19 protein-coding genes are annotated in these 21718 nt (G+C 63.2%); 9 read left to right on the top strand and 10 right to left on the bottom strand.

What is annotated here, in order from left to right; translation table 11 throughout:
• The 6 genes from dnaG to JI744_RS03505 form a co-directional block, all read right to left on the bottom strand.
• On the bottom strand, positions 1-1962 hold the full coding sequence (dnaG, locus tag JI744_RS03530; protein ID WP_202658322.1) for a DNA primase: 1962 nt from the start codon (positions 1960-1962) through the stop codon (positions 1-3).
• Positions 1963-2065: 103 nt separating this feature from the next.
• Positions 2066-3199: an amidohydrolase gene (locus JI744_RS03525; protein ID WP_202658321.1), complete on the bottom strand. Its 1134-nt coding sequence runs from the start codon at positions 3197-3199 to the stop codon at positions 2066-2068.
• Positions 3199-3738 carry a sarcosine oxidase subunit gamma gene (locus JI744_RS03520; protein ID WP_202658320.1) on the bottom strand — a complete coding sequence of 180 codons (540 nt, stop codon included), beginning with the start codon at positions 3736-3738 and terminating at the stop codon, positions 3199-3201. Before JI744_RS03520 ends, JI744_RS03525 begins: the two co-directional genes overlap by 1 nt.
• On the bottom strand, positions 3731-6652 hold the full coding sequence (locus tag JI744_RS03515; protein ID WP_202658319.1) for a sarcosine oxidase subunit alpha family protein: 2922 nt from the start codon (positions 6650-6652) through the stop codon (positions 3731-3733). Before JI744_RS03515 ends, JI744_RS03520 begins: the two co-directional genes overlap by 8 nt.
• A complete protein-coding gene (locus JI744_RS03510) occupies positions 6649-6927 on the bottom strand; it encodes a sarcosine oxidase subunit delta (protein WP_202658318.1) in 279 nt (92 codons plus the stop codon). Before JI744_RS03510 ends, JI744_RS03515 begins: the two co-directional genes overlap by 4 nt.
• Positions 6928-7117: 190 nt before the next feature.
• On the bottom strand, positions 7118-8368 hold the full coding sequence (locus JI744_RS03505) for a sarcosine oxidase subunit beta family protein (protein ID WP_202658317.1): 1251 nt from the start codon (positions 8366-8368) through the stop codon (positions 7118-7120).
• Positions 8369-8814: 446 nt separating this feature from the next.
• Between JI744_RS03505 and JI744_RS03500 the strand changes: the two genes are divergently transcribed.
• The 8 genes from JI744_RS03500 (at position 8815) to glpX (ending at position 17235) form a co-directional block, all read left to right on the top strand.
• On the top strand, positions 8815-10485 hold the full coding sequence (locus JI744_RS03500; RefSeq protein WP_202658316.1) for a TadE/TadG family type IV pilus assembly protein: 1671 nt from the start codon (positions 8815-8817) through the stop codon (positions 10483-10485).
• A gap of 236 nt (positions 10486-10721) precedes the next feature.
• Positions 10722-12398, top strand: coding sequence for a pilus assembly protein TadG-related protein (locus tag JI744_RS03495; protein ID WP_202658315.1), 1677 nt, complete (start codon positions 10722-10724; stop codon positions 12396-12398).
• Positions 12395-12931 carry a TadE/TadG family type IV pilus assembly protein gene (locus tag JI744_RS03490; RefSeq protein WP_202658314.1) on the top strand — a complete coding sequence of 179 codons (537 nt, stop codon included), beginning with the start codon at positions 12395-12397 and terminating at the stop codon, positions 12929-12931. The genes JI744_RS03495 and JI744_RS03490 overlap by 4 nt, the downstream gene beginning before the upstream one ends.
• Positions 12932-12996: 65 nt before the next feature.
• Complete coding sequence (locus tag JI744_RS03485; protein ID WP_202658313.1) at positions 12997-13503, top strand: TadE/TadG family type IV pilus assembly protein; 507 nt, start codon at positions 12997-12999, stop codon at positions 13501-13503.
• 107 nt (positions 13504-13610) lie between these two features.
• Positions 13611-14522 (top strand): pirin family protein, encoded by a 912-nt coding sequence (locus JI744_RS03480; protein WP_202658312.1) that lies wholly within the window; start codon positions 13611-13613, stop codon positions 14520-14522.
• A 57-nt stretch (positions 14523-14579) separates the two neighbouring features.
• Positions 14580-14807: a hypothetical protein gene (locus JI744_RS03475; RefSeq protein WP_202658311.1), complete on the top strand. Its 228-nt coding sequence runs from the start codon at positions 14580-14582 to the stop codon at positions 14805-14807.
• Positions 14808-14870: 63 nt separating this feature from the next.
• Entirely contained in the window at positions 14871-16169 is a 1299-nt protein-coding gene (locus JI744_RS03470; RefSeq protein ID WP_202658310.1) for a homoserine dehydrogenase, read from the top strand.
• 100 nt (positions 16170-16269) lie between these two features.
• Entirely contained in the window at positions 16270-17235 is a 966-nt protein-coding gene (gene glpX / locus JI744_RS03465) for a class II fructose-bisphosphatase (RefSeq protein WP_202658309.1), read from the top strand.
• A 22-nt stretch (positions 17236-17257) separates the two neighbouring features.
• On the opposite strand, the gene JI744_RS03460 is transcribed toward glpX, so the two are convergent.
• The 4 genes from JI744_RS03460 to JI744_RS03445 all read right to left on the bottom strand — a co-directional run bounded on the left by JI744_RS03460 (position 17258) and on the right by JI744_RS03445 (position 21350).
• Complete coding sequence (locus tag JI744_RS03460; protein WP_202658308.1) at positions 17258-17917, bottom strand: GntR family transcriptional regulator; 660 nt, start codon at positions 17915-17917, stop codon at positions 17258-17260.
• A gap of 70 nt (positions 17918-17987) precedes the next feature.
• Positions 17988-19340, bottom strand: coding sequence for a cytochrome P450 (locus tag JI744_RS03455; RefSeq protein WP_202658307.1), 1353 nt, complete (start codon positions 19338-19340; stop codon positions 17988-17990).
• Complete coding sequence (locus JI744_RS03450) at positions 19337-20566, bottom strand: hypothetical protein (protein ID WP_202658306.1); 1230 nt, start codon at positions 20564-20566, stop codon at positions 19337-19339. Before JI744_RS03450 ends, JI744_RS03455 begins: the two co-directional genes overlap by 4 nt.
• A 43-nt stretch (positions 20567-20609) precedes the next feature.
• The gene (locus JI744_RS03445; protein WP_202658305.1) at positions 20610-21350 is read right to left on the bottom strand and encodes a cytochrome c biogenesis CcdA family protein; all 741 of its coding nucleotides are present in this window, start codon (positions 21348-21350) and stop codon (positions 20610-20612) included.
• A gap of 112 nt (positions 21351-21462) precedes the next feature.
• On the opposite strand from JI744_RS03445, the gene JI744_RS03440 reads away from it, so the two are divergent.
• Positions 21463-21693 carry a sulfurtransferase TusA family protein gene (locus tag JI744_RS03440; RefSeq protein WP_202658304.1) on the top strand — a complete coding sequence of 77 codons (231 nt, stop codon included), beginning with the start codon at positions 21463-21465 and terminating at the stop codon, positions 21691-21693.
• Positions 21694-21718 lie beyond the last annotated feature (25 nt).

Genomic DNA, 21718 nt, shown 5'->3' with positions numbered 1-21718 from the left:
TTAGTGGCGTCCTTTGGGCTTTTCGAAGCGAATCCCTTCGAAAACCTTACGGGACTGTTCCAGTTCGTTGCGGTCCAGCGCCACGCCGTTGGGGGCCAGAACCGCCTCGCCCGTATTGTCCTGCGGCCCCCTCTGCGCCGCGAACCGGGCCTCGTTCGTCTTTGACACGCGCCAAGTCAGGCCCTCATCCACCAGACCTTCGATGTCCTTGGCAGCCTCGCTCACCTCGCGCACGCCCCCCCTGACCGCGCGCAGCTTGGTCACCGCATCGGCCATAATGGTCATAGCGCCCTCTTGCGGGTAGCCGGGCCGCATGAAGGGCATCGAGAAGACGTGGCGATCCGACAGCAGGGTTTCAAGTTCAACGGCGGCATGCAGGCGAGCATATTCGATGGCCTCGACACCCTGCGGCAGGCCTAGCAGGCAATCGAGCAGGCGGTTGTGGCCGGGACCACTGAACCGCAGGGGGCCAAGGCTGCTTTCAAATTCATCGATCAGGGCCGGAAACATCAGCATTCCGGCCAGAATGGTGGCTTCCAGTACAAATGTCTCATTTGTGTCAGACCCTGCCAGGAACGAGTTGCGCGTGGAGGCCGCAGGGGCGATGACCACGGGCGGCGCGAATTTGCCGCCCTGCCGGGGCGCGCGGGGCTGCCATTCCTTGAAGGGCCGCGCGCCGGTGCCGAACAGAGTGGCCCGCAGCGCCTTGATCTCTTCGCCGTAATGGCCGCGGATCGACGGATCGGCGATGCGCTTCAGGGCGGCGCGCAGGGTCTTGTCCAGTGCAGCCTTGCGCTCGGGGCTGTCGAACACCTTGCCTTCGGTTTCGCGGTTCCACAGCAGGCGCACCATGGGCTGCGCCTGATCCAGCACCTTTTGCATGGCCCCCGGCCCCTGCGCCTTGATCAGATCATCGGGGTCTTGCCCTTCGGGCAGCACCGCAAAGCGCAGGCCCTTCCCCGCCTCCAAAAGCGGCAGCGCAAGATCGATCACCCGAAGGGCTGCCCGGATACCCGCCTTATCGCCGTCGAGCGAAATCACCGGCTCATCGCTGATCCGCCACATCAGGCGCAACTGATCCTCGGTCACGGCAGTGCCCAAAGGGGCGACGGCGGCTTTGAAGCCCGCCTCTGCCAAGGCAATCACATCCATATAGCCTTCGGCCACGATCAGGGGCAGGCCCTTGCCCGCCGCCTCGCGCGCCGGGGCGTGGTTGAACAGGTTGCGGCCCTTGTCGAAGAGGTCGGTCTCGGGGCCATTCAGGTATTTGGCCCGCGCGTTCGGATCAAGGCTGCGGCCGCCAAAGCTGATTGCCCTGCCCCGGCCATCGCGGATCGGAAAGATCAGCCGATTGTGGAAGCGGTCATATAACCGGCCCGAGTCGGATTTGGCGATGACACCAGAGGCGACCATCAGTTCGGGGGAAATACCCTTTTGCTTCAGCGCCTCGACCGTCGCTTGCGCGTTTTCGGGCGACCAGCCCAGCTCCCACCGCTCCCACGCCGCTTCGGGCAGGCGGCGCTTGTCGGTCAGATAGCGCCGCGCTTCGGCGCCCGCGCTGGCCTTGAGGTTGAGGCGGTAGAACTTCAGCGCCTCCTCGACCACCTGCCCCAGCAGCGTGCGGTGATCGGCCTTTTCCGCCGCGCGGGCATCACGGGCGGGCATCGGCATGCCGGCCTCGCGCGCCAAAAGCTCGACCGCTTCCATGAAGCCAAGGTTCTCTGATTCCTTGACGAAGGTGACGGCATCGCCTTTGGCATGGCAGCCAAAGCAATAGTAGAACCCCTTGCGGTCATCGACATGGAAGCTGGCCGATTTTTCCTGGTGGAACGGGCAAGGCGCCCAGAAATCGCCCTTGGCCATGTTCGACTTGCGCATATCCCAGGTGACCTTGCGCCCGACAACGGACGACAGGGTGACGCGGGTGCGCAATTCGTCAAGGAAGCCGGGCGGCAGGGACATATGTGGCTTGCGGTTCTGTTGGAGGGGGCGAAGCCGGGGGTTTCACACCCCCGGACCCCCGTGGAGTATTTACGCCAAGAGGAAGGGGCAAGTCTATCGGCGGTTATCGGGGGCCGAGGAGGTCGCGGGCGATGCGGTGGAACAGATGCGCGCCGATAGGGGTCAGGTCATCGGGGAAATCATAGTCGGGGTTGTGCAGGGCTGGGGCATTGCCCGCGCCAAGGAACAGCATGGCCGATCTGGTCGGGGTCGCGCCAAAGCGGCCGAAATCTTCACTGGCGCGCCAGATTTCGCCGGGGGAATGCGGGATATGCAGGGCATCAAGGGCGGCGGTCATATGGGCGACGGCCTCGGGGTGGTTGACGCTGGCGGCGAAATCATCGTGGGTTTCAAAGGTGGCGGTCAGGTCGGGGCTGTGGGCATGGGCCAGCGCCATGGCTTCGGCGCGCAGGGCGGCCATGGCGGCGTCTTCCAGCGTGCGCAGGGTGACCCACAACTCTGCCTCGCCCGGGGCGATGCCGAAGGCGGGTTCGCCAAGGCGGGCATGGGTGACGGTGACAAGGCGGAAACCGGGTTGCAGCGCGCCGCCCTGCCCCAATGCAGTCAGCGCCGGGATCAGCGCGGCCAGCGCCGGGGCGGGCGAGGTGCCGGTTTCTGGTTGGCTGGCATGCGCGGTCTTGCCGGTCAGGCGGATTTTCAGGCCCTGGCTGGCGCAATTCACAGGCCCCATGCGCAGGTGGGCATGACCCAGCGCATTGCCGGGTTCGTTGTGCAAAGAAAACGCCCAATCGGGGCGCAAGGCAGGCCAACGCGGATCAGCGATGACGGCGGCGGCACCAGAGCCATCCTCTTCCGCGGGCTGGAACATCAGGACCACACGGCCCTTGGCGGGGCGCTGGCGAGAGAGCAGACGCGACAGGCCAATCAGGATGGTCATATGGCCGTCATGGCCGCAAAGATGCCCCTTGCCGGGAATGGCCGAGCGGTGGGGCGCGTCTGACAGTTCCGCAATCGGCAGCGCGTCGAGTTCGGCGCGGAACATCACCGTTGGGCCGGGTTCGGCACCGTTGTAGACTGCCGCGACCCCATGCCCGCCCAAGCCCGCGACCACCTGATCCGCCGTCAGGGCGGCGGCGATGGAGCGGGCGGTTTCCTGTTCCTGCCGTGAGACTTCGGGCGCGCGGTGCAGGGCGCGGCGAAACGCGGTCAGCTCCGCGATGTCGCGGTTGGTCAGCATCAGGCCAGTGCGGCGCGGGCGGCGAGAGAGCGCAGCGCCACCTCGATCTCATGCCATGCTGTGCGCGCCATGGAGCGGAAGACCATCAGCGTAAAGCTGTCGGGCGCAGTGCGGAAGAGGATCGATTGCATATGGCCAAGCGGCGCGCGGGCCGCCTGCCCCACGGCGAATGTGGCGCGCAGGTCGAGGGGGACAAGGCGCATCAGCGCCTCGACCGCCATCGGGCCGGTCAGGGTCAGCGTGGCCCAGCCGCCGGATTGGTCGGTGACGGCGGCGATGCCACCCAGCGCGGGTGGTTCGGCGCCGATCAGGAAGGCTTGGTCGCGGCCGGTCCAGACCAACCGCGCAGCCTCGCTTTCGGTAAAGCTGTTCGGTGCCGGAAAGGCCAGCGGTTTCAGCGCCTTGGCGGCGGCTTTGTCCTGCCCGGGGAAGAGGGCGATGGAGGCGACGGGGCCTGCATCACCCTCGGCCAGCGTGGTTCCGGCAAAGGTGACGGGCTTTTTGCCCAACAGGGCGGTTTTGGCGATCAGTTCAGGCACGCAGCTTCTCCCCCTTGGGGTCGTGGAACACCGGGTCACAAACCTCGGCCAACAGGTCAAGGTCGCGCAGATGATCGACGATGCGGATTTTCTCGCCATGCCGGGCACGGCCGTTTTTCAGGAACCCCATGGCCAGCGTGGCGCCGAACATCGGCGACCAGCAGACCGAGGTGACATAGCCTTGCGAGGTTTCGCGCTCCACCTCGGCCCCTTGGGTGAAAAGATGCGCGCCGCCGAAAGCCTTGGTTTCTTGGGCCAGTCTCAGTCCCACCAACTGCTCGCGTTCCTCGCCGACCATACCGGGACGGGCAGCCATGGCCTTACCGATGCAATCCTTCTTCGGGCTGACCATCTTTTCCATGCCGATGTCAAAGGCGGTGGTGCGCCCGTGAATTTCGGCGTGCGTAATGAAGCCCTTTTCGATACGCAGGACGTTCAGCGCCTCCATCCCGTAAGGACCACCGCCCATCGCCTCGGCCTTGGCGACCAGATCGCGGAAAAGGCTTTCACCGTAGCGGCTTGGAACGGCAACCTCATACCCCTCCTCGCCCGAGAACGAGATGCGGAAGAGACGCCCCTTGACGCCGCCTACCTGCGTTTCGCCACAAGCCATGAAGGGGAAATCGCCCAAAGGCGCATCCAGCACCGCGTTCAAAAGCGCCCGTGCCTTTGGCCCGGCGACAGCGAACTGCGCCCAGGATTCGGTGACGGAAATCAGCCGCAAATCCCAGTCGGCGCAATGGGTCTGGTGGATGAAATCCAGATGCCGCATCACCAGACCCGCCGCTGCGGTGGTGGTGGTCATCAGGAAATGGTTTTCATCCAACCGCGCCGTGGTGCCATCGTCCAAGACCAGACCATCCTCGCGCAGCATCAAGCCATAGCGCACGCGGCCAATAGGCAAATTGCTGAACGTGTTGGTATAGACCAGATCAAGGAAACGGGCAGCGTCTTTCCCCTGAATGTCAATCTTGCCAAGGGTGGACACATCCGACACGCCCACCGCGCTGCGGACCATATTGACCTCTCGGTCACAGCTTTCACGCCATGTCTTTTCGCCCGGTTTCGGGAAATAGCTGGGGCGATACCACAGGCCCGCCTCGATCATGGGCGCATGACGGTCGCGGCTGGCCTGATCGGAGGTGGTAAAGCGTTGCGGGGCAAAGCCCATCGCGCGGCCCCCTGCCCCCATGGCGGCAATGGAAACCGGCGTGAAGGGCGGGCGGTAAGTGGTTGTTCCGGTTTCGGGAATGCCGCGCCCCGTGGCATCGGCCAGCACCGCCAATGCGGCGACGTTCGAGCTTTTGCCCTGATCGGGGGCCATGCCTTGCGTCGTATACCGCTTCATATGCTCGACCGAGGTGAACCCCTCTTGCGCCGACAGCTTCACGTCCTTGCTGGTCACGTCATTGGCGAAATCCAGCCAGGCGCGGCCCTTGCCTTCGACCAGCCACAGCGGCTGAATGGCATAGGGCACCCCTTCGGCGCGGGGCAAGGGCACCGCCGCCGCAGTCACACCAATCTCGGCCAGCGCCTCAATCGCAGCCGCCTGCCCGGCGGCAAGGCAGGCATGGGTGGTGAAATCGCCATTGGCGGAACCTGCGACCGACAGGCCCGGCACCACCCCTTCGCTGGGCACGAAGGCCGCGATGTCCACGTTCCAGCGCGGGCGGCCATTCAGGTGGCAGGTCAGGTTGACCGTCGGGTTCCAGCCGCCCGACATGGCCAGGCAATCGGTCTCGATCTGGAAATTGCCGCCGACATGAGCGCCCGAGATCGACCGCAGGCCAAGCCGGCCCGAGGTGTCGGTGACACGCGCGCCAAGGTAGACCGGGCAATCCTCAATCGCGGTTGCATCGGTGCGGCTGTCCAGAATGGCCGCCACCTCGACCCCCGCCGCCATCAACTGCCGCGCGGTCTGGCGCGCGCCATCGTTGTTGGCAAAGATCGTGACGCGCTTGCCCGCCGTCACGCCCCAGCGGTTGAGGTAACTGCGCACCGCGCCTGCCAACATGATGCCGGGCCGGTCGTTCATCGGGAAGGCGATGGGGCGTTCCAACGCACCCGCCGCCAGAACCGCCCGCTTGGCCGCGATGCGCCAGAAGCATTCGCGCGGCAGGTCGGCGCGGGCGGGGGTATGCAGGCCAACCCGCTCCAGGGCGCCGAAGGTGCCGTTGTCATAGGCGCCGGTTACTGTGGTGCGGGTCATCACCCGCACATTGGGCAGGCTGCGCAGTTCCGCCTCGGTACTGGAAACCCAGTCACGCGCGGGCGCGCCATCCAAATCGGGCTCATCGGCCAGCAGACGACCGCCCAACTCGCGGTCCTCCTCGGCCAGGATCACATCGGCCCCGGCGCGGGCGGCGGTCAGCGCGGCGGCAAGGCCCGCCGGGCCGGAGCCGATGACCAGAAGGTCGCAAAAGGCATAGGCCTTTTCGTAATGCCCTTCGTCATGCTTGCCCGACAACCGGCCAAGGCCAGCCGCGCGGCGGATCACCGGCTCATACAGCTTTTCCCAAAAGGCGCGCGGCCACATGAAGGTCTTGTAATAAAACCCCGCCGACAGGAACTGCGACAGAAGGTCATTCACGCCCATGAAATCAAACGACAAAGACGGAAAGCGATTCTGGCTTTGCGTGTTCAGCCCGTCAAAGATTTCCTGCATCGTGGCGCGAACGTTGGGCGTCTGGTTCGTCGCCCCCACCACCTCCAACAGCGCATTCGGCTCTTCCGACCCGGCGGTCAGCACGCCGCGCGGGCGGTGATATTTGAAGCTGCGCCCCATCAGCCGCACATCATTGGCCAACAGGGCCGAGGCGACGGTATCGCCCTGATAGCCCTGATAGCTCTTGCCATCAAAACGGAAGCTGACCGGGCGGTTGCGGTCGATCTGGCCCTTGCCAAGGATCCTCATGCACGGACCCCTTTCTTTTTACGGTCGGCCACCAGTTCGGTGGACAGGATTTCATGGGTCACGGTGTTGCGGGTGACGACCAGCCACTGCGCGCAGCCCGTCTCGTGATACCACAGGTCGCGCACCTCGCCCGCAATGTTGTCGCGCAGGTGCAGGTGGTCATCCCAAGCCTCTGGCCCGGCATCGGGACCGGGGCGCTGAAGGTAATCTTCATGGCCATAATAGTAGAACTCTCGCCGGTCGCGGGGGCCACACAGGGGGCAGGTCAGGCGCATGGGCGGGTCTCCTTGGTCGATAGGACGGCAAAAGGCAGGAAAAGGGGCGCCGCCCCTCGGCCTGCGGCCTCACCCCGGGATATTTGGACCAATGTGAAATGCGCTTTCACATTGGCATAAATATGCCCGCCGGAGGCATCCCCGGCCAAAGCCGGGCGGAACGTCGAAGATTTGGCGGCGGCGGGCATGGTCAATGCAGATTGTGTTGGCTGCCCGTGCCTTCCTCGTCGAGGAGATGGCCGGTGCGGAAGCGGTCAAGGCGGAAGCGGCGGGCGACCTCGTGGCTTTGGTCGGTGGCCATCAGATGCGCCATGCACCAGCCGCTTGCGGGCACGGCCTTGAAGCCACCGTAGTTCCAGCCGCAGTCAAGGTAGAGGCCGTCGATATGGGTCTTGTCGATGATCGGGCTGCCATCGGGCGACATATCCATGATGCCGCCCCAGGACCGCAGCACCTTGGCCCGCCCGATCATCGGCATCAGGGTCATGCCCGCCTCCATCACATGCTCAACCATCGGCAGGTTCCCCCGCGCGGCATAGCTGGCGTAGAAATCAAGGTCGCCGCCGAACACCAACCCGCCCTTGTCGGACTGGCTCATGTAGAAATGGCCCATGCCAAAGCTGATCACATGGTGGATGACGGGCTTCAGCCCTTCGGTGACAAAGGCTTGCAGGATGTGGCTTTCGATCGGCAGGCGCATCCCGGCCATCGCCGCCACCTGAGACGAGCGCCCCGCCACCACGATGCCAACCTTTTTCGCCTTGATCGCGCCCCGAGAGGTCTGGACCCCGACGACCTTGCCATTTTCAATGTCGATGCCGGTCACTTCGCAGTTCTGGATCAGGTCAACGCCCAGCCGGTCGGCACCGCGCGCATAGCCCCAGGCCACGGCATCATGCCGGGCGGTGCCGCCGCGCGGGTGCAGAAGGCCGCCGTAAATCGGAAAGCGGGTCTGTTCGAAATCAAGATAGGGCAGATGCTCGCGCACGCCTTCGCGGTCCAGCAGGATCGCATCATCGCCCTGATTGATCATCGAGTTGCCACGGCGGGCAAAGGCATCGCGCTGGCCATCGGAATGGAACAGGTTGATCAGCCCGCGCTGGCTGTGCATCACGTTATAGTTCAGCTCTGCCTCAAGCCCTTCCCACAGCTTCAGGCTGTGGGAATAGAATTCCTGATTGCCCTTCAGGAAGTAGTTCGCGCGCACGATGGTGGTGTTGCGCCCGACGTTGCCACCACCCAGATAGCCCTTTTCCAAGACCGCGATATTCCGCAGCCCGTGGTTCTTGGCCAGATAATAGGCCGTGGAAAGCCCGTGTCCGCCGCCGCCGATGATGATGGCATCATATTCCGCCTTGGGCGCGGGTTCGCGCCAGGCGGGCGTCCAGCCCTTGTTGCCCAAGAGACCTTGGGTAATCACCTTCCAGCCGGAATATCGCATGACGTGGCCTTTCCCTGACTCGCCCGGATACAAGCGCGTCCGGGCGGGATAATCAACAGCCCGGCAGGATTTCCTGCGCTATCAGCGACAAACCGCGTCGCTTTTCACAAGGCGACGGTTTCGTCACTGCTGCGGCCCCACGCCAATCATCGCCGCAGCCGCAAAGAGAATATCTGCTGCCGGGCCGATTCATAGATTCGCAACCATGCCGCAATTCGAACACGAACCGACTCATCATAACACAATCTTGACGCGAGTTACCTTCCCACGATTTGCCGATTTCGGAACAATCCACCCGCTAAAATTGCACTGTTTCCCGCATGATGGCCGCCGACCCAAGCCAATCGCATTTGCCACAATCTTGCCACAACTTCGCGGCAACCAGATGGCTGTAGCGTGAAAATTGTGGGTCGAACATGTCGTCGGCCGTGTTCAGGAATAGTGATATGTCTGGTGCTGGTTTTGCAAAAAATGCCTTTTCCCGCTTTCGCAAGGAAGAAGATGGCGCGCTGATCATTTTCGCGCTGATCCTGTTCTTTCTGATGATGACCATCGGCGGTGTGGCCGTCGATTTCATGCGGTATGAACAGCGCCGGACCGCCTTGCAGAACACGCTGGACCGCGGCGTTCTTGCGGCGGCGGCGCTGAACCAGCAGCTTGATCCCGAAAGCGTCGTGCGCGACTATATGACCAAGGCCGGGCTGGGCAGCGACATCAACCATATCAATGTGACTGACGGCCTGAACGGCCGCACCGTCAGCGCCGATGGCATCACCAATACCGACCCGATTTTCCTTCACCTTGTTGGCATCGACGAGTTGAAGGCGGTCGGGGCATCGGGCGCCGAGCAACGCGTGAACAACATCGAGATCGCCCTTGTCCTCGATGTGTCCGGCTCGATGCAAAACAACAACAAACTGGTCAACCTGAAGGCCGCCGCAAACGAATTCGTCGACACCGTTCTGGCCAGCGACGCCGAGGGGCGCATCTCGATCACGCTGGTTCCCTTCAACGGGCAGGTCAATCTGGGCGCTACGCTGGCGGCCAAGTACAACCTGACGAACAACCCCAACGTGGCGAACGTCAATTGCGTCGATCTGCCGCCCTCGGTCTATTCCTCGACCGCGATGTCGAACAATGTCGCCATGTCGATGACCGCCTTTGCAGATACCTTTTCAGGCACCAACCAGACCACAAGCTATCTTGCGCCGACCGATACCAACTATGGCACCCCCAACCCGTTGAACCGCTGGTGCCCGTCGATTGCAGGCAATACCGTTCTCTTGCCGTCAAAAAGCTCGTCGGGGCTTCACGCCGCAATCAATGGCCTGACGGCGATTGGTGCCACCTCGATCAATGCAGGTATGAAATGGGGCATGGCATTGCTGGACCCCAATTCGAAGGGCATGTTCAGTGAGTTGATCACCTCTGGCAAGATCAGCCCCGATTTCGCTGGCCGCCCCTATGCCTACAACGCAGCCGGCACGATGAAGATCGTCGTGCTGATGACGGATGGCGAACATTTTGCTGAAGAGCGGGTCGGAGAAACCTACAAGTCCGGCAACTCGCCGATCTACCGCTCTTCGGGCGACGGAAAGTATTCCATCCGCTTTGCAACGGGTCGCCCGGCGGCGGCAGGGGCCAACCAGTATTGGGTGCCCCACCTGTGCACTTCGGTAGCCTGCACCGGCGGCACCAACACCGCAGAAGCATGGCGTGCAAACGCTTGGGATTCGGGCAGCGGCGTCGCACTGCAAACCTGGCCCCAGGTCTGGACCAACATGCGGGTCAGCTATGTCGCCTGGCAGTTCTATGCCCGTGCCCTTGGGACAAATGCGACCAGCCGCACGACCGTGTATAACAACACGCTTGCCTCGTTCCGCACGCAGACCGCCACCACCTCGATGGACAACCAGTTGCAGCAGATTTGCGGCTTTGCCAAGGACAGCGGCGTCACGGTTTACGGCATCGCGTTCGAGGCGCCGATTAACGGGCAGACCCAAATTTCAAACTGCGCCTCCTCGGCCGGGCACTATTTCAACGCCAGCGGATTGCAGATCGCAACCGCCTTCCGCACCATTGCCACCAACATCACCCAATTGCGCCTGACGCAGTAGGAGAGTGCCGATGACTGGCGTCGTGGTTAACAATCCCCCTGCCCGGCACCCCGTTAGCCACGCCAATGCCGCAAGTCACACAATCTATTCCTCATTTTGCCACAAATTTGCCCTGCCCCGCAGTAAATTGTCTCCCTTGGTGTGTTCCCCCGATTATCGAGTCGGGGAAGGGAGTGCGACAGATGCAGCTATTTGGCAAAAAGTCCGTTTCGAAGTCTTGGAGCCGCGTGGGCGGCATGGCAAGATTTCAGCTGCGCACCTTTGCACGACAAGAGTCGGGCAGCCTGACGATCTTTTCCCTTTCTCTGTTCATGGCGATGATCATGATCGGTGGGTTGGCGGTGGATGTGATGCGGTATGAAACCATCCGCACCAACCTGCAAAACACGCTTGACCGTTCTACCCTTGCGGCGGCCTCGCTGACTCAGGAACTGGATGCGACCAGCGTGGTGAACGACTATTTCACCAAGGCCGGGCTGATTCAGTATCTGAAAACGGTGACCGTCAACGAAGGTCTGAACTACCGCGAAGTGGCCGCCGACGCGACGGCGGGCACCGACCCGATTTTCCTGAAACTGATGGGCATCAACGCAATGGACGCGGCAGGTCATTCCAAGGCCGAGCAGCGCGTGACCAATGTCGAAATCATGCTGGTGCTGGACATTTCTGGCTCGATGGCGTCGAACAGCAAGCTGACCAACCTGAAATCGGCCGCGAACGAATTCGTCAATACGGTGCTGTCCAGTGATGCCGAAGGACGCATTTCCATTGGCCTCGTGCCGTTCAATGGTCAGGTCAACCTGGGGTCTACCCTTTCGGCGAAATACAACCTGACCGATCCGAATGGCGGTACAAACCAGTTTTGTGTCGACCTTGATCCTGCGACCTACAGTTCTCTGTCGCTATCGCGCACATCGGCGATGTCGATGACCGCGAATGCCGATTCCTATTCGACCACCAACCAGACCACCTCTTACGTGACGCCCACAGACTCGAACTATGGCGTCGCCAACGGCGCCAACCTGTGGTGCCCGCCTTCCGCGACCAACATCGTGCGTCTGCCGTCGAAAAGCATCAGTGGCCTCCAATCGGCGATCAACGGGCTGACCGCGATCGGGGCCACCTCGATCAACGCCGGGATGCGCTGGGGTACCGCGCTGCTTGATCCGAGCGCGCGGACCATGTTCAGTCAGTTCATCACCTCTGGTGCGATGCCCAGCGAATTTCAGGGCCGCCCGTTTGACTATGTCGACGACGATGCGATGAAGGTGATCATTCTGATGACCGACGGCGAGCATTTCGCCGAAGAGCGGATCAAACCTCTTTTCAAGTCGGGATACTCGATAATCTTCCGCACAACCAGCGACAACAATTACTCGGTTTTCCATTCGTCCAAAGTCGTCACCACCTCGTCCACGACGATCTGTAACAGCCGCCCCTACTGGGTGCCGCATCTGGGTGCCTGGCATTCGCGCCCCTGGAACGGCACGGTGCCACCCACCAACAATTGCTATGTGCAGAACGCTGCAATTCCCAGTGGCGTCACGAACCTGACCTGGCCCCAAGTCTGGGCGAACATGCGGGTCAGCTATGTCGCCTGGCAGTTCTATGCCCGCGCCTTGGGCACCACGTCCTCGACGCGCACCACGGTTTATAATGACACCATGACCGCCATGCGCACGCAGACGGCCACCACAACGATGGACACCCAGCTTCAGACAATCTGCACCTCGATCAAGAACCAGGGTGTGACGGTTTACGGCATCGCCTTCGAGGCACCGGCCAACGGCCAGACCCAGATCGCAGGCTGCGCCTCTTCGGCCGCGCATTACTTCAACGCCACCGGGCTTCAGATCAAAACCGCGTTTCGTGCAATTGCCAGTAACATCAGCCAGTTGAGGTTGACACAATGATATGGGCTATCGGCAAGCGTCTTCGGGCCTTCCGCAACTCTCAGAACGGCACGGCCTCGCTTGAATTTGCGCTGTCAGCGCCGATCATCCTTTTGGTCTTCGCCTCGGCGTTCGAAAGCGGGCTGTTGATGCTGCGGTCGATCATGCTGGATCAGGCCGTGGACCGGACGGTCAGGGAACTGCGTTTGGGGCATTATCTGGCCCCGACAGCCGAATTGCTGAAAACTGAAATTTGCAGCCGTGGCGTCATTCTGCTGGATTGCCAGAAGAACATCAGCATCGAAATGACGCGCATTTCCACGACAACCTGGTCGTTCCCGACCGCTGATGCCGCCTGCGTGGACCGTGAGGAAGATGTAAACCCTGTGACAGCGTTGCAGATCGGCCAGCAGAACGACGTGATGCTTGTGCGCATTTGCGTCATTCAGGATGCGATCCTGCCAGCCTATGGCCTTGCCCCCTATCTGGAGCTTGATGGCAAGGGTGGCTACGCGCTGATCAGCAACACCGCCTATGTGACCGAACCGAGTTGAATGGTATCATGAACACAGTCCGCGCCAGATTTGCACAATACTTCAGCTCCGAGCAGGGCACCGTCATGGCTGAGGCTGTGTTGGTTCTGCCCTTCATGCTTTGGGCCTATCTGGGGCTGTTTGTGTATTGGGATGCGTTCCGGTCGATCAACCGCATTCAGAAAGCCTCTTATACGATTTCCGACATGGTCTCTCGCGAGATGCTCACGATCAACGATGCCTATATTACCGGCATGGATTCGGTGATGGAGCGGCTGATCGACGGCAATCAGGATGTGTCGATCCGGGTCACCTCGGTCACCTGGTCGCAAACCAATCAACAATTTCAGGTTCACTGGTCGCGCACCACGGGGGGCACGAATTTGCCCGCACTGACGACCACAACGCTGCAAAGCTACAAGTCAAAGATCCCGGCAATGTCGGATGGGGACTATGTGGTGATCGTTGAAACGGTGGTGCCCTATGTGCCGGCGTTCAACGTTGGCATCAGCGCGGATAACGTCTCGCAGTTCATCGTGACCCGCCCGCGCTTTGTGCCCAAAATCTGCATGTCGGGTGTCGCCTGCGGCTGATGTCGCCTAGCTGTGCGTTCGCGCACAGCTGACCGCTTGCTATCGCCGGTTGGCAATATGACCACCGCCCCTATCTTTGCCTTAACCGCAAACGAGAGGAGCGCCCCATGTCGATCCGTCCTGTAACCTCTGAAACCCGAGCCCGCCCGACGATGGAGGGCGCTGGCGTCCGCCTGCACCGCGCCTTCGGCTTTGCCGAGCCAGAGCGGATGGACCCCTTTCTGCTGTTTGACGATTTTCGTGGCGACCGTCCCGCGGACTATATGGCAGGCTTTCCCTGGCACCCTCACCGCGGGATCGAGACGATCACCTATGTGCTGGCCGGATCGGTCGATCATGGTGACAGCCTTGGCAATCGCGGCACGCTGAAGGGCGGCGATGTGCAATGGATGACGGCAGGGTCCGGCATTCTGCATCAGGAAATGCCCAAGGGGAATGCGCAGGGCCAGATGCACGGGTTTCAGCTTTGGGCGAACCTGCCCAAAGACCTGAAAATGACCGCGCCGCGCTATCAGGATGTCAAGGCGCGCGACATTCCAGAGATTCTTGAGGATGACGGCGTTGTGGTCAAGGTGATCACCGGCAGCTTCTGGGGCAAGACCGGCCCGGTTGATGGCATCGCCGCCGACCCGCTGTATCTGGACATCTTTGTTCCCGCTGGCCGCAAAAAGCGGTTCGCCATCGACACCCGCCGCAAGGCCTTTGCCTATGTCTTTGACGGTGCGGCCAAGTTTGCCGATGCCGCCAACCCGCGCGGGGTGCTGCTGGAAAAAGAGCTGGCCGGAGAGGAGCTGAACATCCGTGATCTGTCGGGCAACCGGACCCTGATTGAGTTTGGCGCAGGCGATGAGGTGGTGGTGCAGGCGGGCGACAATGGCGTGCGCTTTCTGCTGGTGGCAGGGGCGCCGATACAGGAACCCGTCGCCTGGCACGGGCCGATTGTGATGAACACCCAGGCCGAACTGGATCAGGCGATGCGCGATCTGCGCAACGGCACCTTCATCAAGCCCGCCCATTAAGCGGATCGGCGCGGCGCGGGGCTTTCCCGCGCCGTGTTTTCGGGTAGGATCATCGGCATGACACCTTGTATCTTGCGCCTTGCCCTGATCGCCCCCCTGATTGCCCTGCCCGGCTGCAACCCGCTGCCGAAACTGGGCATTGGCGGCCCGCCCACGGGCCCTACGCCTGCGCTGTTGCCCGCCTCGGCCCTGCCTGCGCCGATAACCACGGCGGCACCGACCGGCTCGCTTGATGCCGAAGCCGCCGCCCTTCAGGCCCGCGCGAACGCCTTGCGCAATCCCTGAACCTGCGTTGCCTTGGCCACGCCAAACCGCTAACAGACCCCAGCACAGTTTCGGGAGAATACCATGTCCGCCGCACCTCTTCGCATCGGTCTTGCCGGTCTTGGCACGGTGGGCATTGGCGTCGTCAAGATCGTGCAGCGCCATGCCGATCTGATCGCCGCCCGCGCGGGCCGCCCGGTGGTGATCACCGCCGTTTCCGCGCGTGATCCGAAAAAGAACCGCGATGCCGACCTGTCGGGCTATGCTTGGGAAACCGATCCTGTCGCCCTGGCCAAACGCCCCGATGTGGATGTGTTTGTCGAGGTGATGGGCGGTCATGACGGCCCCGCCAAGGCCGCGACCGAGGCGGCGATTGCCGCTGGCAAGGATGTGGTGACGGCGAACAAGGCCCTTTTGGCCCATCACGGTCAGGCGCTGGCCCTCGCGGCCGAGGCTGCGGGCCATGTGATCCGGTTCGAGGCTGCGGTGGCCGGGGGCATTCCGGTGATCAAGGCGCTGACCGAGGGGCTGGCCGGCAACAAGATGCGCCGCGTCATGGGCGTGATGAACGGCACCTGCAATTACATCCTGACCCGGATGCAAAGCGCTGGTCTGCCCTATGAAACCGTGTTCGAAGAGGCCCGTCAGCTGGGCTATCTGGAGGCCGACCCCAACCTTGACGTGGGGGGCATCGACGCGGGCCACAAACTCAGCCTGCTCTCCTCCATCGCCTTTGGCACGCAAGTGGCCTTTGATGCTGTGGAACTGGAAGGCATCGGCAACGTGTCGATCGACGACATCCGGTTGGCCGACGAAATGGGCTATCGGATCAAGCTGTTGGGCGTGGCGCAGATGACGGGCCGTGGCCTGGAACAGCGCATGACCCCCTGCCTTGTGCCCGCCGCCAGCCCCTTGGGCCAGTTGCAGGGCGGCACGAACATGGTGGTGCTGGAAGGCGACAGTGTCGGCCAGATCGTGCTGCGCGGCCCCGGCGCGGGCGAAGGCCCCACCGCCAGCGCCGTGATGGGCGATGTGATCGACCTTGCACGCGGGTTGCGCCTGCCGACCTTTGGCCAGCCCGCCGCCACGCTGGCCGCTGCGGTTCCGGCGCGTTCGGCAAACCCGACGCCGTGGTATCTGCGCATGACCCTGCTGGACAAACCCGGCGCCTTGGCCAAGATCGCCACCGCCCTGGGCGATGCGGGCGTGTCCATCGACCAGATGCGCCAGATCAACAGCCATGACGCCGAAGATGACGACGCCATCGTGCTGTTCGTCACCCACAAGGCCGCCCCCGCCGATGTGGCGCATGCCATGTCCAGCTTTGCGGCGACGGGCGTGCTGGTGGGTGCCCCGGTGGCGATCCGCATCGAGGAAGTCTGACGAAATATCGTCCCTGCACCGGGGCGTTAGCGACACCACGCTTGCCCCGGCCTGCCCTGCCCGGCTATGGGTGAGCAAGGTGATTTTCAAGGATGCTCCCATGGCCGATGCCGTTGAATTCCATGACCGTTTGCTTTCGCTGGGCCTGGCCCGCGTGTCCGAGGCGGCGGCCCTTGCCTCGGCCAAGCTGATCGGGCGGGGCGATGAAAAGGCCGCCGATCAGGCCGCCGTCAACGCCATGCGCGACCAGTTGAACCTTTTGGATATCGCCGGTGTGGTGGTGATCGGTGAAGGCGAGCGCGACGAAGCCCCGATGCTGTTCATCGGAGAAGAGGTCGGCACCGGCAAAGGCCCGGCGGTGGACATCGCGCTGGACCCGCTGGAAGGCACCACGCTGACCGCCAAAGACATGCCGAACGCGCTGACCGTGATCGCCATGGCGCCGCGTGGCACGATGCTGCACGCCCCCGACGTTTACATGGAAAAACTGGCCATCGGGCCGGGGTTCAAGACCGGCACCGTGACCATGACGATGACCCCTTCGGAACGGGTTTCGGCCCTTGCCGCCGCCAAGGGTTGTTCGACCGAAGACATCACCGTCTGCGTGCTGGACCGCCCCCGGCATGAGGAGTTGATCGCCGAAATCCGCTCCACCGGCGCTGCGATCCGCCTGATCACCGATGGCGATGTTGCGGGCGTGATGCATTGCGCCGAACCCGACCAGACCGGCATTGATATGTACATGGGCTCTGGTGGCGCGCCCGAAGGGGTGCTGGCTGCTGCTGCGCTGAAGTGCATGGGCGGGCAATTCTTTGGCAAGCTGATCTTCCGCAACGATGACGAGCGCGCGCGGGCGAAAAAGGCCGGGATCGTGAATTTCGACCGGGTTTACACCCGAGACGATCTGGTGCGCGGCGATGTGATTTTTGCGGCAACCGGTGTGACCAGCGGGTCACTGCTTGAAGGCATCCGCCGCGAACCGGGTTGGGTGACGATGGAAACCATTCTGATGCGGTCGAAAACCGGGTCGGTTCGCCGCATCCAGTACCGCACGCCGATCAAGTGATCCCCGATCACGGCTTTTGGCGTCAGACCGCGCCGCTTTCCAAAGCGGCGCGGACCTGATCCACCCCTTGGGCAATATCGCGGCGCATCGCCTCGACCACGCCCGCCAGATCGCCCGCGCGCATCGCAGCCAGTGCATGGGCATGGTTGTCCGTCAGGCTGTTCGCCCCCGGCAAACCAGCCACCACCCGCAACGACGGGCCAAAGCGCAGCCACAAAGACCGCGCCATATCCACCAGAACCGCTGCCTCTGATGCCTCATAAAGCGCAAAGTGGAAGGCATGGTTCGATTGCAGATAGCCGAAAATGTCGCCGGCCCGGATTGCCGCATTGACCTGATCGTCAATCGCCGACAGCCGTGAAATCAGCGCGGTCGTCATCCGGGCGCCCGCCAACTCGGCCAGCTTTGGCTCTATCGTCAGACGAGCGAAGGCCAGTTGCTCCAGCGTTGACGCCGTAAGCCGCGGCACCGTCACGCGGCGGTTGCCCTGCGGCAGCAGCGCACCCTCGGCGGTCAGGCGGCGGATCGCCTCTCGGACCGGGGTCATCCCCGCCTCCAGATCACCGACAAGGCCCTGAATCGTCACCGGCTGGCCGGGTTCAAGATGGCCAAACAGCACCATGTCGCGCAGGCGGACATAGGTCAGTTCGTGGCTGGGGATCTTGCGGTCTTCAGCGTTCATCGGGGCCTGCGGCATCAAAGGATCGGGGCACAGTTATGACGTCTGGGCCGTGCGATGCAAGCCCGCATTCCTATTGCATCAAACCCGCGCGCGCCGCTGCATGCAAGCGGATGCCATCGCGCGCCCGCACGGTCAGATGCGCCACCGGCACCGGCGTTTCGGTGACTGCAAACCGCATCGCGCGCACCAGCAGCGCCAGCAGCAGCGGCCCTTCGATCATGGCAAAGCCCGCGCCGGGGCAAACCCTTGCGCCCGCCGAAAACGGGATGAAGCCATCGCGAGCCGATGCACGGCCCGCTTCGGTCTGCCAGCGGTCGGGGTCAAAGTCGTCAGGGGCCTGCCACAGCCGTTCATGGCGGTGCAGGTGCCAGGGCGAGATCACAATCTGCCCACCCGGCGCGATACTGCGGCCCCGGAAATGCACCGGGCAACGGTTCTGCCGCACCATCATCGGCACGGGCGGATACAGGCGCAGCGTCTCGCGGAACACATCGCGCGTCAGCTTCAGCTGGGTGATCGCGGCGAAATCGGGTGCATCGCCCAGGGTTGCCGCCTCTGCCGCCACCCGGTCCTGTATCTGCGGATGGCTGGCCAACAGATACAGCGCCCAAGCCAGCGCCGAGGCAGAGGTTTCGTGTCCGGCCAGAAAGAAGATTGCCACCTGATCCACCATTTCCGCCGTGGTGAACCGCTGGCCGGTCAGCGGGTCGGGCGTGGTCATGATCTTGGTCGCCAAATCATCGGGCGCGGTTCCGGCGGCGATCTGGGCCGCCCGTTCGGCGCAAAGCCGGGCGATCAGGCTGCGGATCGACTCCGCCGCCCGCCGCGTGGCCGGTCGATGAAAGCGCGGAAACCAACGCGGCAGCGGCAGAAAGGCCGCAAGGTTCAGGATCGGCTGGCTGCGCTGATAGGCGCGGAATTCGTGGAAGACGCGGGCGGCAAGTTCATTCTCAATCGGAATCGAGAACAGCGTGCGAAAGATCACATCGGCGGCCGCGTGGCTGGCCATCTCCTCCACCTCAACCACGCCCGCCCCCATCCGCGCCACAGCCGCCTGCCCCGCCGCCAGCATCGCGGGAAAGGTGCCGCGCAACCGCCCCCCTTCAAACGCCGGGTCGATGATGCGGCGCTGATGCTTCCACACCTCGCCGTTCGTCACAAAGACCGAATTGCCCAGCAACGGCTCCAGCCCGGCGCGGATGCGGTTCGATTTCGGGAAATCATCGGGGCTTTCCACCAGGACCCGGTTCACCAGCGCCGGATCATTGCACAGATAGCTGCGAAAGAAGGGCGTGCGAAACTCTGCCATCCACGCCCGGTATAGCCGCGCGGGCTGCGCCGACAGGATGTCTTGGCGAAACAGGCGCAGATAGCGCCACAGCGAAACGCGGTCTGGCCGGGGTTGGGGTTTCGGCGGGGTCATGCGGTTGTGGTATAGCCCGAAAGCGGGGTTTCGATGCGGCTTTTCGACGGCTCTCGGCCCGCATAGCGCTGGGCCAGCGTTTGCGGCCCGGCGGTGATCTGGAAATAGTCATAGTCTCCGGGCCGGTCAAAGGCGCAAAGATACTGAAAATGCAGGCGAAAGAAACGCCAACGCAGGGCTTTCCACCGCTCCGGCGACAGGGTTTGGGTGAAAGCCGCCGACAGAACCAGCGGCCAGCGTTTGCCCGCAGGGGCCACGCCAGACACGCTGACCGGGTCGCATAGCGCAAAGGCGCAGCCATCGCCGGGGGCGGAAATGTCGATCCAGGTCAGCGCCTGGCTGGCCGACAGAAACGCAAGGTCACCGCGCAATTGCCGCGCTTCGGGCAGGAAAGACACCATCGGCACCACCTGCCCCAAGGTCAGGAACGACAGCTCTGGCCCCTGCGCGGGCAGACCCTGCCGGATCAGATCGGCCAGGATCGATACGCCCAAGTGCGCGCCCGACGAATGGCCGATGACCAGCACCTCATCCGCGCTCCCACCAAGCGCCGTGGCAATCTGGCCCTGAAACGCCCGCATCCGCGCCGCCAGTTCGGGCGGTGTCGCCCCCCTAACCTGCGCGGAATAGGCGTAATCGTGCATCAGGTAATAGGCATAGACCTTGTGGTCCCAGCGCCGGAATACCCGCAGGATCAGCCAGACCAAGGGCGGCCCCACCACCCAGCCTGCCGCCGAATGGATCAGATGCGCCAGCTCTGCCGCCAGCCCGATCCCCGCCACCAGTGCAATTGCCAACTGTCCCAGCAGAAACGCCACTGGGTACAGCGCCGCAATCATCGGCCCCTTGCGCAGCCGCATCAGCCGGAACAGCGCGCCGGTGGCGATATAGGTCCAGACCGTGCGCAACAATTGCAGATAGGTCGCCCCGACACCATGCGCCATCGAGGCTTTGACGATATCGGCCCAGACCAGCACCTGCATGTCGGTCACGCATTCGGCCCCGTCGATCCGCGCCGTCACATGCCAGCCGTAAGGCCCGTCGCCCTTTCGCGCCCGCAGCGCGATGTCATAGCCCGAAACAGCCGCCTGCGCCTTGGCCTCTTTGCGGTAAAGCTCTCGGTAGCGGCGGGGGTGGAACGGGTCATATCCGGGCAGGTAAAACACCTGCCGCCGGAAGGGGCGGGTTTGTGCCGGGTTATCCGCTTTGGGCGACGCGTGATCCATCCGGCCTTTCTGATTGCCGATTTGGGCGATTTTCGGGAAGGGATCAGCCGATCTCGGCCAGAAAGGGCAAATGCTCCAGGAGCCAGTAGGAAAAGGCTGAAAATCCTCCGGTCAGCATCAACAGGCCGATGGTCCACAGCATCAGGCCGGAAATCCGCTCGATCCGCTCCATATGGCGTTTGAAAAAGGCCATGACCGGCGTCATCCGCCCCATGAACAGCGCGACGGCCATAAAGGGAATGCCCAGCCCCAGCGCATAGGCCGCCAGCAGCACCGCCCCCCGCTCAACCGACCCCTCTTGTGCGGCCAGTGTCAGAATGGCGGCCAGTTGCGGGCCGATGCAGGGTGTCCAGCCAAAGGCAAAGGCCAGCCCCAGCGCATAGGCCCCAAGGGCGCTGCCGCCCTGCGCGGGCGCATCCAGCCGCGCCTCGCGGTCAAACAGTGGAATGCGGAAGATGCGCAGGAAATGCGCGCCAAAGATCATCACCACCACCCCGGCCACGGTGGACAGCATATCGGTATAGCCCAACAGCAGCGCGCCGAACGCCGAAGCTGCCGCGCCCAGCAGCAGGAACACCGTCGAAAGACCCAGCACAAAGAACAGCGCTGCCAGCACCGGCGCGCGGCCCTGCTTCATCTCGCCCACCGAAATGCCCGACATATAGGCCAGATAGGGCGGCACAATCGGCAGCACGCAGGGCGACAGGAACGACAGGGTGCCCGCGATCAGGGCGACCAGCAAAGCTGGCAAAAGGCTTGCGTCAAGAATGTCGATGCCGAACATGGGGCCCTCCTGCCCCCTGCTGATAGCGCGCCCTGCGGCCTGCGTCATCCGGTCAAAGGGTCACACATGCGTCAGGACTGGCGCGATTTGTGGCGTGGCGGTATCAGGCGGCATGGAATGGGACACGGAAATCGACTGCGAGGGGCTGTTGTGCCCCCTGCCCGTCTTGCGCGCGCGCAAGCGGCTGATGGAGATGCAGCCCGGTCAGGTGCTGCGGGTAAGGGCAACCGACGCGATGGCCGCAATCGACCTGCCGCATTTCTGCGCCGAAGCGGGCCACGCCTTTCTGGGCGCGGCCAGCGACGGGGCCGTGGCGCTGTATCTGATCCGGCGCGGCCCGTAAGACCAAGGGCGGCAGGTTTCCCCAC

The sequence above is a fragment of the Fuscibacter oryzae genome (assembly GCF_016765795.1).
In the GTDB taxonomy this organism is placed as follows: Bacteria; Pseudomonadota; Alphaproteobacteria; order Rhodobacterales; family Rhodobacteraceae; genus Fuscibacter; species Fuscibacter oryzae.
The sequence above is the reverse complement of the archived record's forward strand: the minus strand, read 5'-3'. Positions and strand labels throughout refer to the sequence as shown.